We start from the raw sequence: 14,375 nt of genomic DNA on the forward strand, positions 1-14,375 counted from the left end.
CAACGGGAGGACGAGACGGTGGCTGCCGAGGAGCGCTCGATCGAGCACGGGGCCGTGCCCGCCGAGGCGCGGGAGGAGCACAAGCGTCTGGCGGAGGAGGTCGAGGAACACCGCTTCCGTTACTACGTGAAGGACGCGCCCGTCATCTCCGACGCCGCGTTCGACCGGCTGCTGCGCGAGCTGGAGGCCCTGGAGGAGCGCTACAGCGCGCTGCGCACGCCCGAGTCGCCCACGCAGCGCGTCGCGGGGCGGTACGAGACGGAGTTCACCGAGGTCGCCCACCGCCAACGGATGCTCTCCCTGGACAACGCGTTCGACGACGAGGAGCTGGCCGGCTGGGCCGAGCGCGTCGCCCGGGAACTGGGGGACGTGCCCTACCACTTCCTGTGCGAGCTGAAGATCGACGGCCTGGCCGTCAACCTCACCTACGAGCACGGGCGGCTCACCCGGGCCGCGACCCGTGGCGACGGCCGCACCGGCGAGGACATCACGCCCAACGTCCGCACCATCGCCGGCATCCCCGAGCGGCTCGCCGGCGAGGGCGTCCCGGAGCTGGTGGAGATCCGCGGCGAGGTCTACTTCCCGATGGAGCGCTTCCAGGAGCTCAACGCCGGGCTCGTCGAGGCCGGCAAGCCGCCCTTCGCCAACCCGCGCAACGCCGCGGCCGGTTCGCTGCGGCAGAAGGACCCGCGGGTCACGGCGAGCCGCTCGCTGCGCATGCTCGTCCACGGCATCGGCGCGCTGGAGGGGATGAGCGTGGCCAGCCTCTCCCAGGCCTACGCGCTGCTGCGCGGCTGGGGCCTGCCCACGTCCGAGCACAACCGCGTGGTCGACTCGTTGGAGGGCGTGCGGCAGTTCATCGCCGACTCCGGCAGACGCCGGCACGACCTCGGCCACGAGATCGACGGCGCCGTCGTCAAGCTGGACGAGATCCCCCTGCAGGGCCGGCTGGGCTCCACCTCGCGAGCGCCGCGCTGGGCCATCGCCTGGAAGTTCGCCCCCGAGGAGGTCAACACCAAGCTGGTGGACATCCGGGTGGGCGTCGGCCGCACCGGGCGCGTCACCCCGTACGCCGTCGTGGAGCCGGTCACCGTGGCCGGCAGCGAGGTCGAGTTCGCGACGCTGCACAACCAGGACGTCGTCAAGGCCAAGGGCGTTCTCATCGGGGACACGGTCGTGCTGCGCAAGGCCGGTGACGTCATCCCGGAGATCCTCGGCCCCGTGGTGGACCTGCGGGACGGTGGCGAGCGCGAGTTCGTCATGCCCGCGGAGTGCCCGGAGTGCGGCACGGCGCTGCAGCCCATGAAGGAGGGCGACATCGACCTGCGCTGCCCCAACGCCCGCTCCTGCCCCGCCCAGCTGCGCGAGCGCCTCTTCTACCTCGCGGGCCGCAAGTGCCTGGACATCGAGCACTTCGGCTACGTCGTCGCCTCCGCGCTCACCCAGCCGCTGGAGCCCGCCGAACCGGTCCTGAAGGACGAGGGCGGACTGTTCGACCTGGCGGTCGAGGAGCTCCTCCCCATCCGGTCGTACGTGCTCGACCCGGACAGCGGCCTGCCCAAGCGGGACCCGAAGACGGGGGAGAAGAAGGTCGTCACCCTCTTCGCCAACCAGAAGGGCGAGCCGCGCAAGAACACCGTCGCGATGCTGGAGAACATCGGGGCGGCCCGGGAGCGCCCGCTGGCCCGGATCATCACCGGTCTGTCCATCCGGCACGTCGGGCCCGTCGCCGCCGAGGCGCTGGCCCGGGAGTTCCGCTCCATCGACCGCATCGCCGAGGCGAGCGAGGAGGAGCTGTCCGCCACCGAGGGCGTCGGTCCCACCATCGCCGCCTCCCTCAAGGCCTGGTTCGCGGTGGACTGGCACCGCGACATCGTCGAACGCTGGCGGGCGGCGGGCGTGCGGATGGTCGAGGAGGGCGGCGAGGAGAGCGGCCCCCGTCCGCTGGAGGGCCTGACCATCGTCGTCACCGGCACCCTGGAGACCTACACCCGGGACGGCGCCAAGGAGGCGCTGCAGAGCCGGGGTGCCAAGGTCACGGGTTCGGTGTCGAAGAAGACCTCGTTCGTCGTCGTCGGCGACAATCCCGGATCGAAATACGACAAGGCGGTCCAGCTCAAGTTGCCGATTCTTGACGATTCAGGGCTCACGCTCTTGCTCGAACACGGGCCCGACGCCGCGCGGGAAGCGGCCCTGACCACGGCGGAAGAGGGCTCCTGACGTGCTGTCATGCACCAGGCGTCACCGCCGCCCCTCTGGTAACACCCTTGATTTCCGGGTCAGATGACGGAGAATTAGCCGACCCGCGCGGATAACCACGGCCCGATCGGTGCCTCCGACGCCAGCTCGGCACCTACTGTGGGAATCGTGCGCCTGCCGTGGCGCGGTGCACCGACGGCCGTGAGAGGGACGCGCATGCAGCAGACACCCGAAGAGCGCGACGCCGCCTCCGCGAGCGGTGGGCGCGGCCGCGCCCACACGGCCGTCGGGGGCGCCGGCTCGCGGGCGCCGCGCGGCGGGCCGCGGACCCCGCGTGGCGGCGAGCGCCGGCTCTCGGCCGCCGCCTTCGTCCGCCCCGGCACCCTCAGCCAGCCCGTCTGCGGCCCCGAGGGCGCCTCGGCCCCCGTCTCCGCCGTGCGCCGCGCCGTCATGGCCTCCGTCCCGTGGCTGCGCGGGTTCGTCGTCACCCTGGGCGCGGCGGCGCTGCTGGTCTGCCTGTTCCTGTCGGCTCGCGCGGGCCGGGCCCTGTTCCCCGGCGGTACCGCCGGCTGGGCCTTCGCGGCCCTGACCGGCATCGTCGTCATCCACCTCGTCGCCCTCGGCCGGGACCGCTGGTGGGGCGGCACCGGCTCCGGCTCCGCCCTCACCCTCGCCATCCTGTTCCTCTACGGCTGCGCCCCGGCCAGCCTCGTCAGCATCGCCGTCGTCGTCTTCGTCGGGGCCGCCCGGCACCGCAGCTGGCGCCAGTCCGTCGTGCACGGCGCCGTGGACATCCTGGGCATTGTCAGCGCCACCCTCGCCCTCGCGGCCTTCGGTACCCGGCCTACCGTCGAGGACCCCTGGGGGCCCGTCAGCTGGACGTGGGCCGCCGTCCCCGAGATGCTCGCCGTCGCCTGCGTGTACCTGTTCGTGACCCGGGTCCTGGAGTGGTACTGCCGCAGCCGCCGCACCACCCTGCCCGCCCCCGCCGTGCCGACCGCCGCCCGCACCGCGCTGATCCGCCAGGGGCTGATGTGCGTCGCTCTCGTCGGCATCTCCCCGCTCATCGTCGTCGTCGCCGAGGCCAGACCGCTCGTCCTGCCGCTGTTCGCCGTCCCGCTCATCGCCCTCGACTCCACCCTCTGGATCGCCCGTGTGCGCGCCGAGGAGCAGCTGCGCGACCCCCTCACCGGGCTGCCCAACCGGCTGTGGCTGATGGAGCGCACCTGGACGGCCCTCGACGACGCCGACCGGCAGAAGGCCCGTTCGGCCCTCGTCCTCATCGACCTCGACCGCTTCCGCTCCGTCAACGACACCCTCGGCCACCTCGCCGGCGACCGGCTCCTCCTGCAGATCGCCGACCGGCTGCGGCTCGCTCTGCCCCGCGGCGCCGAGGCCGCCCGGCTCGGTGGTGACGAGTTCGCCGTGCTGCTGCCGCTCGCCGCCTCCGCCACCAGCGCGCAGCGCGTCGCCCGCAACCTCGTCTCCGCGCTCAGCTCCCCCCTCCACCTCGACGGCCTCAGCCTCGTGCTGGAGGCCAGCGCGGGCGTCGCCGTCTTCCCCGACCACGCGCTGGAGGCCGAGGGGCTGCTGCGCCGCGCCGACGTGGCGATGTACGCGGCCAAGCGCGACCGCAGCGGCGTCGAGGTCTACGACGCCGCCCGCGACGGCAACACCCCCGACCGCCTCGGCCTCCTCGGCGATCTGCGGCGCGCCCTGGACGCCGGTGAGGTGGAGCTGCACTACCAGCCCAAGGTCCGCTTCGACGGCCAGGTGACGGGCCTGGAGGCGCTGGTCCGCTGGGTCCACCCCGAGCGCGGCCGGGTCCCGCCCGACACCTTCATAGCCATCGCCGAGACCTCCGGGCTGATGCCCCGGCTCACCGAGTACGTGCTGGAGACGGCGCTCAGCCAGGTCGCCCGCTGGCGCGCCGCGGGGCTGGCCGTGCCCGTCGCCGTCAACGTCTCGCCGCGCGACGTGCACACGCCCGGCTTCGCCGGTGCCGTCGCCGCCCGGCTCGCCCGGCACGGCGTCCCGGCTGGCGCCCTTCAGCTCGAGATCACCGAGCACGTCCTCCTGGAGGACCCTCAGCAGGCCGCCGACACCCTCGCCGGGCTCACCGGACACGGCGTCAAGATGTCCCTCGACGACTTCGGCACCGGCTACTCCTCCCTCGTCCACCTGCGCAGGCTGCCGGTCAGCGAGTTGAAGATCGACCGCTCCTTCGTGGCCCGGCTCGCAGTGGACACCCAGGACGCCGAGATCGTGCGCTGCACCGTCGACCTGGCGCACTCCCTCGGCCTGCTCGTCGTGGCCGAGGGCGTGGAGGACGACGAGACCTGGGAGCGGCTGCGTGATCTCGGCTGCGACGCCGTGCAGGGCTGGCTGGTATCCGCCGCGATGCCGGCCGCCGAGACGACGGCCTGGCTGCGCGCCCGGGGCGTCGGCCCCGCCCTGCCCGCCCCCGTCCCCACGGTCGCGCCCGCGCTCCCGCCGGGCATGGCCCATCCCTCGCTCCCCTCGGCGGACTGAGCGCGCCTCTCCGTGCCGCCCGCCCGCGCCGGTGCCGTGTCCCCTCGTCGTCGGCTGTCGGGCGCGGGAGGCGAAGCGCATAGGATTGGGCGGCAACCGGAACATCCCATGCCCAGACCCGTAAGGACCGCCGCATGCCTGGCATCACGCGCGAGGAGGTCGCGCACCTCGCCAAGCTGGCACGCCTGGAGCTGAAGGACGAAGAGCTCGACCACTTCGCCGGACAGCTCGACCAGATCCTCGGAGCGGTCGCCGCCGTCTCCGAGGTGGCCACCGAGGACGTGCCGCCGACCTCCCACCCGCTGCCGCTGACCAATGTCATGCGCCCGGACGAAGTCCGTCCGAGCCTGACGCCCGAGCAGGCGCTCTCCGGCGCCCCGGCCCAGGAGCAGCAGCGTTTCAAGGTGCCGCAGATCCTGGGTGAGGAGTGACCGGTATGACCGACCTGACGAAGCTCACCGCCGCGCGGACGGCCGAGCGCATCGCGCGTGGCGAGAACTCCGCGGTCGAGGTGGCCGAGGCGCACCTCGCCCGCATCGAAGCCGTGGATGAGAAGGTGCACGCCTTCCTGCACGTCGACCGGGAGGGCGCGCTCGCCGCCGCCCGCCGGGTGGACGACAAGCGCGCGGCCGGCGAGCCGCTCGGCCCGCTCGCGGGCGTCCCGCTCGCGCTCAAGGACATCTTCACCACCGAGGGCGTGCCGACCACCGTCGGCTCGAAGATCCTCGAGGGCTGGGTGCCGCCCTACGACGCGACGGTGACGCGCCGGCTGAAGGAGGCCGGCGTCGTCGTCCTCGGCAAGACCAACATGGACGAGTTCGCCATGGGGTCCTCCACCGAGAACAGCGCCTACGGCCCCACCGCCAACCCGTGGGACCTCACCCGCATCCCCGGCGGTTCCGGCGGCGGCTCCTCGGCCGCGCTCGCCTCCTTCCAGGCCCCGCTGGCCATCGGCACCGACACCGGCGGCTCCATCCGCCAGCCCGCCGCCGTCACCGGCACCGTGGGCGTCAAGCCGACCTACGGCGGCGTCTCGCGCTACGGCATGGTGGCGTTCTCCTCCTCGCTGGACCAGGGCGGCCCCTGCGCCCGTACCGTGCTGGACGCGGCGCTGCTGCACGAGGCCATCGCGGGCCACGACCCGATGGACTCGACCTCCATCGACGCCCCCGTGCCCGCCGTCGTCGAGGCCGCGCGCAACGGTGACGTCAGGGGACTGCGCGTCGGCGTCGTCCGGGAGTTCTCCGGCGAGGGCTACCAGACCGGCGTCATGCAGCGGTTCACCGAGTCGGTCGAGCTGCTGCGCGAACTGGGCGCCGAGATCGTGGAGATCTCCTGCCCGTCGTTCACCAAGGCGCTCGCCGCCTACTACCTGATCGCCCCCAGCGAGTGCTCCTCCAACCTGGCCCGCTTCGACGCGATGCGCTACGGCCTGCGCGTCGGGGACGACGGGAGCCGCTCGGCGGAGGACGTCACGGCGCTCACCCGCGAGGCCGGCTTCGGTGCCGAGGTCAAGCGCCGCGTCATGCTCGGCACCTACGCGCTCAGCTCCGGCTACTACGACGCCTACTACGGCTCGGCGCAGAAGGTCCGCACCCTCATCACCCGGGACTTCCAGCGGGCCTTCGAGTCGGTGGACGTCCTGGTCTCCCCGACGACGCCGACGACCGCGTTCCCCATCGGCGAGCGCGCCGACGACCCGATGGCGATGTACCTGGCCGACCTGTGCACCATCCCGTCCAACCTGGCCGGCAACGCCGCCATGTCGCTGCCCTGCGGCCTGGCGCCGGAGGACGGGCTCCCCGTGGGGCTGCAGATCATCGCCCCCGCCATGGCCGACGACCGGCTCTACCGGGTGGGCGCCGCCGTCGAGGCCGCGTTCCAGTCCCGGTGGGGACACCCGCTGCTGGAGGAGGCACCCGTACTGTGAGCAAGATCAAGAAGGCCACGCGGTTCAAGAAGACCAAGGCCGGCACCTACCTGTCCATCGGCAGCTCGCTGTTCGGCGCCGTCAGCGTGGTCCGGCAGGCGCGGCAGGCGCGCGAGGAGAGCGACGGGCTGCGGCTCGTGGACGCCGTCGTCTCGGCCGCCGCCATCACCACCGGCGTCCTCCTCCTCGTGCGAGAGCTGCGCAGCTGGGGCAGCGACGACGTCCTCGCCGGTGACTGATCGAGAGGCTGTACTTCCGTGACTCTGCTCGACCTGGTGTCGTACGAGGACGCCCTCGCGACCTACGACCCCGTCATGGGCCTGGAGGTCCATGTCGAACTCGGCACCGAGACCAAGATGTTCTGCGGCTGCGCCACCGAACCGGGCGCACCCGCCAACGCACAGACCTGCCCGACCTGCCTCGGCCTGCCCGGCTCCCTGCCCGTCGTCAACGCGACGGCCGTCGAGTCGGCGGTGAAGATCGGCCTCGCGCTCAACTGCTCCATCGCCGAGTGGTGCCGCTTCGCCCGGAAGAACTACTTCTATCCGGACATGCCGAAGAACTTCCAGACCTCCCAGTACGACGAACCGATCGCCTTCGACGGTTATCTGGACGTCCAGCTGGAGGACGGGGAGATCTTCCGCGTCGGCATCGAGCGCGCCCACATGGAGGAGGACACCGGCAAGTCGACGCATATCGGCGGCGCGACGGGCCGCATCCACGGCGCCTCCCACTCGCTGCTGGACTACAACCGGGCCGGCATCCCGCTCATCGAGATCGTCACCAGGCCGATCACCGGCGCCGGTGACCGCGCCCCGGAGATCGCCCGCGCCTACGTCGCCGAGCTGCGCGAGCTGATCCGCGCCCTCGGCGTCTCCGAGGCCCGCATGGAGATGGGCCAGATGCGCTGCGACGTCAACCTCTCGCTCATGCCGAAGGGTTCCGAGACCTTCGGCACCCGCAGCGAGACCAAGAACGTCAACTCGCTGCGCAGCGTGGAGCGCGCCGTGCGCTTCGAGGTCCAGCGGCACGCCGCGGTCCTGGACGGCGGCGGCGTCATCGTCCAGGAGACCCGCCACTTCCACGAGGACGACGGCAGCACCACCTCCGGCCGGGTCAAGGAGGAGGCGGAGGACTACCGCTACTTCCCCGAGCCGGACCTCGTGCCCGTCGCCCCGGCACGGGAGTGGGTCGAGGAGCTGCGGGCCGGCCTGCCCGAGCTGCCGCGGCTGCGCCGCAACCGGCTCCGCGAGGAGTGGGGCATCTCGCAGCACGAGATGGAGTCCGTGCTCAACGCGGGCGCCCTCGACCTCATCATCGCCACGATCGACGCCGGGGCCCCCGCGGACCAGGCGCGCAAGTGGTGGATGGGCGAGCTGGCCCGGCGGGCCAACGAGACCGGCACCGAACTGGCGGCGCTGACCATCACCCCGGAGCAGGTCGCCCGGGTGTGCGCGCTCGTCGCCGAGGGCTCGCTCAACGACAAGCTGGCCCGGCAGACCATCGAGGGCGTCCTCGACGGCGAGGGCGGCCCGGACGAGGTCGTCGAGAAGCGCGGGCTGAAGGTCGTCTCGGACGAGGGCGCGCTCGGCGCGGCCGTGGACGAGGCCATCGCGGGCAACGCGGCCATCGCCGACAAGATCCGCGGCGGCAAGGTCGCGGCGGCCGGTGCTCTCGTGGGTGCCGTCATGAAGGCGACCCGCGGCCAGGCCGACGCCGCCCGGGTCCGCGAGCTGATCCTGGAGAAGCTCGGCGTCGAGGGCTGACACCCGGCCGGACCGCCCGCCGGACCCCGGCCCCGGGGTCCGGTGGACGGCGCGTCCGAAGTCCGGACTAAGGCGTCCGGGCTTCGGCCTAAGGCCCCGACGCCAGGGGACTGAGGCCGCCGGGGCGCCGGGGCCTAAGCCCGCGGCGCCCCGGAGATCGGGAAGTCGTCCGATGCGCACCGGCCTCCTCAGAGCGGAAGCTGAAGGAGCCTCACCGAACGGTGGGGCTCCTGTCGGCTCCCGAGGAGACCACCATGTACGAGGACTTCCTGGCGCACGAGGCCCGCACCCGCATCGACCGGCTCCGCGCCGAGGCCGCGCAGCAGCGGCTGGCCGACGTGGTCCGGCGGGACGCCTCGGACGACGGACGACGGAGGGAGGGGCCCTGGCACCGGGGCCGCTGGGTGAAGGCCGCCTGAGGCGCGGGCGGAAAAAGCTCTGCCACCATGTCCATCCCCTGTGCGATGCTCGACGGCGTGCAAGCCTCCAGCATCAGTCCCGTGTTCGTCGGCCGCGGCGCCGAGCTGTCCGAGCTGACCGATGCGCTCGCCCGCGCGGCCGTGGGTGAGCCCCAGGTCGTGGTGGTGGGCGGAGAGGCCGGCGTGGGCAAGACGCGCCTGCTGGAGGAGTTCCTCACCGCCGCCCGCCGCGCCGCCGCGGTGACGGCCGTCGGCGGCTGCATCGAGATCGGCGCCGACGGGCTGCCCTTCGCCCCCGTCTCCACGCTGCTCCGCTCGCTCTACCGCCAGTTCGAGGCCGAGCTGTCCGCCGCCGTGGCGGGCCAGGAGGGAGAGCTGGCCCGGCTGCTGCCGGAGCTGGGAGAGCCCACCCACCAGTTCGACGACGAGGTCGGCCGCGCACGGCTCTTCGAGCTCACGGCCCGCCTGCTGGAGTCCCTCTCCAAGGAGTGGACCCTCGTCCTGGTCGTGGAGGACCTGCACTGGGCGGACCGCTCCACCCGCGAGCTGCTCGCCTACCTCATCCGCTCCGTCCACCACGCCCGCCTGGTCCTCATCGCCAGCTACCGGTCGGACGACATCCACCGCCGCCACCCGCTGCGGCCCTTCCTGGCCGAGCTGGACCGCCTGAGAACGGTCCAGCGGGTCGAGCTGCCCCGGCTGGGCAAGGAGGAGGTACGCGGCCAGATAGCCGGCATCCAGGGCGTCCCCGAACCGGCGGGCGAGCTGGTGGAGGACGTCTTCCAGCGCTCCGAGGGCAATCCGTTCTTCGTCGAGGAGCTGGTCGCCCACTGCGCCACCTGCGACATCAGCGAATCCCTGCGCGACCTGCTGCTCGTCCGCGTCGAGGCGCTCCCCGAGGCCGCCCAGCGCGTCGTCCAGATCGCCGCCGAGGGAGGCACGACGGTCGAGTTCGGCCTGCTGGCCGCCGTCGTCGGGGCTCCGCAGGACGAGTTGCTCGCCGCTCTCCGTGCCGCCGTAGGCGCCCACGTCCTCGCCCCCACGGAGGACGGGGACGGCTACCGTTTCCGGCACGCGCTCGTCCGCGAGGCGGTCAGCGACGACCTGCTGCCCGGTGAGCGCGCCGCGCTCAACCGCCGCTACGCCGAAGCCGTCGAGGCGAACCCGGAGCTCGTCCGGGCCGAGCACTGCGCCGCCCGGCTGGCCAGCTACTGGTACCACGCGCACGACACCGCGAAGGCGCTGCCCGCCGTGCTGGAGGCGGCCGTCGAGGCCCGCCGCCGCTACGCCCACTCCGAGCAGCTGCGGCTGCTGAACCGGGCCCTGGAGCTGTGGGAGAGCGCCACCCCCGAGACCCGCCGCTCCCTGCGGCCCTTCGACCACGCCGACGCCTACCCGGCCTGCGGCTGTGAGGACGACGCCGTGCGCTACATCGACCTCCTCGCCGAGACGGTATCCACCGCGCTGCTGGCCGGCGAGCGCAAGCGTGCCCAGACCTCCATCAAGCAGGCGCTGCGGATCCTGGAGGAGGCCGAGGGCGGCCACCTCGGCGACCCGCTGCGCGCCGCCTGGTTCTGGACGCAGAAGAGCAAGCTGAAGGGGCTCAACCGGCAGGGCGACGGCTGGGACGAGCTGGCCAGGGCCCAGGACCTCGTCCGGGGGCTGCCGCCCTCGCCGGTGCACGCCGAGGCGCTGGCCAACGTCGCCGCCTACGCAGCCCTGCACCCGCACGGCCCGGACACCATCACCACCGCCCAGCGCGCCGTCGACCTGGCCGGGGTCGTGGGCGCCGAGGCCATCGAGCTCCACGCCCGCGTCACGCTCGGCTACCTCCTCGTCGAGTCCGGGAACGCGGAGGCGGGCGTCACCGAGATGCGCGCCGCCGCCCGCCGCAGCGGCGAGCAGGGCATGGTGGCCGTCGTCGGGCGGGCCTACACCAACCTCGGGGACGTGCTGCACAGCCTGGGGCGCTTCGCCGAGGCGCTGGAGGTGCTGGAGGAGGGGCTGCGCCTGCTCAAGCGCTTCGGCCAGCCGAGCTTCCGGGGCTGGCTGCACGGCAACCGGGGGGAGACGCTCTACGCCCTGGGCCGCTGGAACGAGGCCGAGCGGGCCTTCTTCGACTCCCGGCAGAACGCCGACAGCCCCTGGTCGCTCATCACCTCCTCGCTGGTGGCCGGGCAGCTCGCGGTGGCCCGCGGCCGCCCCGGCGCCGCCGCCGAAGCGCTGGAGGAGGTGCGCCGGCTGTGCGGCACCCACGACCCGCAGCCGCAGCACATGATCCCGATGTTCGCCCTGGAGATGGACATCGAGGCGGCCCGGGGCCGGCTGGACGCCGCCCGGGAGCTGTTCGCCAAGGCCGTCGAGATCGGCTTCCCCATGGGCAGCGAGCGCTACGCCTGGCCGCTGCTGTTCTCGGCGGCCACGGCCGAGTCCGAGGCCCGGGGGCTGCCCTCGGCGGAGCCGGGCCGTGCCGAGGTCCTGGCCGTCATCCGCCGCACGGCACGGCGGTTGCCCCGGCTCTACCCGGCCCCGACGGTCTACGGGCTGCTGATCGACGCCGAGGTGCTGCGGGCGGAGGGACGCAGCGACGTCACGCGCTGGGAGGAGGCCATCGCCGGGCTCGGCCGGCTCGACATGCCCTACCTGCTGGCCTTCGCCCGGTGCCGGCTGGCCGAGGCCCTGCTGGACGCGGGAACCGACCGCGCGGGGCGCGAGCGGGCCGCCGGCCTCCTGCGCCAGGCCCACGCGGTGGCCGACGGGCTGGACGCCACCCCGTTGCGGGACGCGGCCGAACTGCTGGCCGCCCGGGCCCGGCTCGCCCTGCGGCCGGAGCCGGACGGGCCGGCGGCGCTGGCCCCGCCGCCGGACACCGCGGGGGAGTCCTTCGGCCTCACGCGGCGCGAGCGGGACGTGCTGACGCTGGTGGCGGCGGGCCGCAGCAACCGCCAGATCGCGGAGGAGCTGTACATCTCACCGAAGACGGCGAGCGTCCACGTCTCGAACATCCTGTCCAAGCTGGACGTCGGCAACCGGGGGCAGGCCGCCGCGCTGGCGCACCGGATGGGCATGGTCTCCCCGCAGCCCGCCACGGCACGCTGAGCGGCGGCGGGCGGGCCGGAGCACCCCGGCCCGCCCGCGTCTCACCGCCGCCCCGGTCGCCGCGGGTCCGACGGGACGCCGCGCGGTCACCGCACCTCCAGCTTCAGGACGCGGTCGTCGTCCCCCTCCGGACTGCCCCGGCCATCCGTCTCGTTCGTCACCAGCCACAGCTCTCCGCCCCGGTCCGCGACGACGGTACGCAGCCGCCCGTACTCGCCCTCCAGGAACGCCTCGGGCTCGGCCACGGTCTCCTCGCCGTCCAGCGGGACGCGCCACAGCCGTTCGCCGCCCAGCCCCGCCATCCACAGTGAGCCCTCGGCCCAGGCCAGCCCGGACGGCGAGGCCTCGGCCGGGCGCCACTGCGCGACGGGGTCGACGAAGCCCTCCTCGCCCGCGGCGCCCTCGGCCTCGGGCCAGCCGTAGTTGCCCCCGGACTCGATCAGGTTGACCTCGTCCCACTCGTCCTGCCCGAACTCCGAGGCCCACAGCCGCCCCTGGCCGTCGAAGGCGAGCCCCTGCACGTTGCGGTGGCCCAGCGAGAACACCCGCGAGCCCGGCTCGGCGTTGCCCTCGGCCGGCGCGCTGCCGTCCGGCTCGACGCGCAGGATCTTCCCGGCCAGCGAGTCCAGGTCCTGGGCCGCGCCGCGCCGGTCCGCGTCCCCGGTGCCGACGTAGAGCATGCCGTCGGGGCCGAAGGCCATCCGTCCGCCGTTGTGCCGCGGTCCCTTGGGGATGCCCCGGACCAGGATGTCCGGCTGGCCCAGATCGGATTCGGGGTCGTCGGCGTCGTAGGCCATGCGCACCACGCGGTTGTCGGAGTTGGTGGTGTAGTACGCGTAGAGGTGGCCGCCCGCCGCGCCGCCGCCGAGCGCGATGCCCAGCAGCCCGCCCTCGCCCCCCGGCTCCACGCCCGTCACCTCGCCGACCTCGGTGACGCTGCCGTCCTCCCCGCTCACCCGCAGGATCGTCCCCGTGTCGCGGGAGGAGACCAGCAGGTCCCCGCCGGGGAGCGGTGCCAGGCCCCAGGGGGAGTCCAGCCCGGTGGCGACCGTGTTCAGCACCTCGACCGAGCCCTCGGCCGGAGGCGGCTCGACGGGACGCGTCGGGCGGGGTTCGCTGGCTGAGGGAGCCTCCGATGGCGGAGTCCGCTGCTCCTGCGCCGAGGGGCGCGGGGCCGTCCGCCCCGCGGTGCCGTCGTCCGCCGGGCCGCCCGCGCAGGCGGCGGTGAGCAGCAGTGCGGTGATGGCCAGCGCGGCTGCGCAAGCGGGGCGTCGCACGGTGGATTCCTCTCTTCGGCCTGTCCCTCTCAGGACACCACATCGGGCCGACGGATGCGGGGTGATCGTCAGGACGGACGGGCGTCGCCCGGCCGTCAGTCCCAGGAGCCCTGGGCGGGCGGCAGGCCGCGGATCTCGGCCAGGTCCTCGGCGGTCAGCCGCAGCCGCGCGGCGCGGGCGTTCTCCACCGCCCAGCGGGCCTTCTTGGTGCCGGGGACGGGGATGACGTGCGGGCCCTGGGCGAGCAGCCAGGCCAGCGCCACCTGGGCCGGGGTGGCCTGCGGGTGCCGGGCCGCGACGCGCCGCAGCCCGGCCACGACCGGCTGGTTCGCGGCCATCATCTCGGCGGTGAAGCGCGGGTGCCGGGCGCGGATGTCGTCGGGCTCGAAGCCGCTGCCCGGGGTCAGGGTGCCGCTGAGGAAACCGTGTCCGAGCGGCATCGCCGCCAACAGGCCGACGCCGCGCTCCGCGCACCACGGCAGCAGCGCGCCCAGCGCCTCCCGCGACCACACGGACAGCTCCGCCTGTACCGCGCTGACCGGGAACACCTGCTGGAGCCGGCGCAGTTGGGCCAGCGTCGGCGCGTGCAGGTCCGTGCCGGGGCCGCGCCGGTGTGCGCGGGCGTCGACCGCGCACAGCCCGAGAGCGCGCACCTTCCCCGCCGTCACCAGCTCGGCCATGGCGCCCCAGGTCTCCTCGACGGGCACCTCGGGGTCCGGACGGTGCAGTTGGTAGAGGTCGATGACGTCGGTCTGCAGCCGCCGCAGCGAGGCGTCGCAGGCGCGGCGGATGTAGCCGGGGCGGCCGTTGGCCACGATGTGCTGGTCGCCCACGAGCAGCCCGGCCTTGGTGGACACGAAGGTCTCCGCCCGGCGCTGCCTGAGTACCCGTCCCACCAGCAGTTCGTTGGTGAACGGCCCGTACATGTCGGCGGTGTCCAGCAGCGTCGTCCCCTCGTCGAGGGCGGCGTGCAGGGCCCGCAGCGCGCCCTCGCCCCCCTGCTGGGACGTCGTGTAGGCCCAGCTCATCGGCATGCAGCCGAGGCCGATCGCCCCCACGCGCAGCGCCGCAGCGCCGAGTGTCCTGCCCTCCACCGGCTCCGCTCCCCCTTTCACCGTCGAAGCCCCCAAACTAACGGGTCGGCGCGACCCCG

Annotated in this window: 10 protein-coding genes; 8 read left to right on the plus strand and 2 right to left on the minus strand. The window is 73.8% G+C overall.

Going from position 1 to position 14,375, the window contains the following annotated elements; translation table 11 throughout:
• The first annotated feature begins 18 nt into the window (after nucleotides 1–18).
• The 8 genes from ligA (at nucleotide 19) to O7609_RS19590 (ending at nucleotide 11,945) form a co-directional block, all read left to right on the plus strand.
• Nucleotides 19–2,220: an NAD-dependent DNA ligase LigA gene (ligA, locus tag O7609_RS19555; protein WP_269735695.1), complete on the plus strand. Its 2,202-nt coding sequence runs from the start codon at nucleotides 19–21 to the stop codon at nucleotides 2,218–2,220.
• A gap of 429 nt (nucleotides 2,221–2,649) precedes the next feature.
• On the plus strand, nucleotides 2,650–4,731 hold the full coding sequence (locus tag O7609_RS19560; protein ID WP_269737194.1) for a putative bifunctional diguanylate cyclase/phosphodiesterase: 2,082 nt from the start codon (nucleotides 2,650–2,652) through the stop codon (nucleotides 4,729–4,731).
• Nucleotides 4,732–4,865: 134 nt separating this feature from the next.
• On the plus strand, nucleotides 4,866–5,162 hold the full coding sequence (gene gatC, locus O7609_RS19565) for an Asp-tRNA(Asn)/Glu-tRNA(Gln) amidotransferase subunit GatC (RefSeq protein ID WP_219091506.1): 297 nt from the start codon (nucleotides 4,866–4,868) through the stop codon (nucleotides 5,160–5,162).
• 5 nt (nucleotides 5,163–5,167) lie between these two features.
• The gene (gene gatA, locus O7609_RS19570; RefSeq protein WP_269735694.1) at nucleotides 5,168–6,661 is read left to right on the plus strand and encodes an Asp-tRNA(Asn)/Glu-tRNA(Gln) amidotransferase subunit GatA; all 1,494 of its coding nucleotides are present in this window, start codon (nucleotides 5,168–5,170) and stop codon (nucleotides 6,659–6,661) included.
• On the plus strand, nucleotides 6,658–6,900 hold the full coding sequence (locus O7609_RS19575; RefSeq protein WP_219091508.1) for a hypothetical protein: 243 nt from the start codon (nucleotides 6,658–6,660) through the stop codon (nucleotides 6,898–6,900). Before gatA ends, O7609_RS19575 begins: the two co-directional genes overlap by 4 nt.
• A gap of 18 nt (nucleotides 6,901–6,918) precedes the next feature.
• Nucleotides 6,919–8,427, plus strand: coding sequence for an Asp-tRNA(Asn)/Glu-tRNA(Gln) amidotransferase subunit GatB (gene gatB / locus O7609_RS19580; protein WP_269735693.1), 1,509 nt, complete (start codon nucleotides 6,919–6,921; stop codon nucleotides 8,425–8,427).
• A 221-nt stretch (nucleotides 8,428–8,648) separates the two neighbouring features.
• Nucleotides 8,649–8,846 (plus strand): hypothetical protein, encoded by a 198-nt coding sequence (locus O7609_RS19585; RefSeq protein ID WP_269735692.1) that lies wholly within the window; start codon nucleotides 8,649–8,651, stop codon nucleotides 8,844–8,846.
• 27 nt (nucleotides 8,847–8,873) lie between these two features.
• Nucleotides 8,874–11,945: a helix-turn-helix transcriptional regulator gene (locus O7609_RS19590; RefSeq protein WP_269735691.1), complete on the plus strand. Its 3,072-nt coding sequence runs from the start codon at nucleotides 8,874–8,876 to the stop codon at nucleotides 11,943–11,945.
• A gap of 86 nt (nucleotides 11,946–12,031) precedes the next feature.
• On the opposite strand, the gene O7609_RS19595 is transcribed toward O7609_RS19590, so the two are convergent.
• Together O7609_RS19595 and O7609_RS19600 are read right to left on the minus strand one after the other, a co-directional pair.
• Nucleotides 12,032–13,222, minus strand: coding sequence for a PQQ-dependent sugar dehydrogenase (locus O7609_RS19595; protein WP_269735690.1), 1,191 nt, complete (start codon nucleotides 13,220–13,222; stop codon nucleotides 12,032–12,034).
• A 95-nt stretch (nucleotides 13,223–13,317) separates the two neighbouring features.
• Nucleotides 13,318–14,316, minus strand: coding sequence for an aldo/keto reductase (locus O7609_RS19600; RefSeq protein ID WP_269735689.1), 999 nt, complete (start codon nucleotides 14,314–14,316; stop codon nucleotides 13,318–13,320).
• Nucleotides 14,317–14,375 lie beyond the last annotated feature (59 nt).

Source organism: Streptomyces sp. WMMC1477, from assembly GCF_027460245.1.
Classification (GTDB): domain Bacteria; phylum Actinomycetota; class Actinomycetes; order Streptomycetales; family Streptomycetaceae; genus Streptomyces.

Excerpts from the sequence above, each read along its gene's own strand:
- O7609_RS19560 (WP_269737194.1), top strand. The coding sequence starts at position 2,650 with ATGGCCTCCGTCCCGTGGCTGCGCGGGTTCGTCGTCACCCTGGGCGCG.
- gatC (WP_219091506.1), top strand. The coding sequence starts at position 4,866 with ATGCCTGGCATCACGCGCGAGGAGGTCGCGCACCTCGCCAAGCTGGCA.
- gatA (WP_269735694.1), top strand. The coding sequence starts at position 5,168 with ATGACCGACCTGACGAAGCTCACCGCCGCGCGGACGGCCGAGCGCATC.
- O7609_RS19590 (WP_269735691.1), top strand. The coding sequence starts at position 8,874 with ATGTCCATCCCCTGTGCGATGCTCGACGGCGTGCAAGCCTCCAGCATC.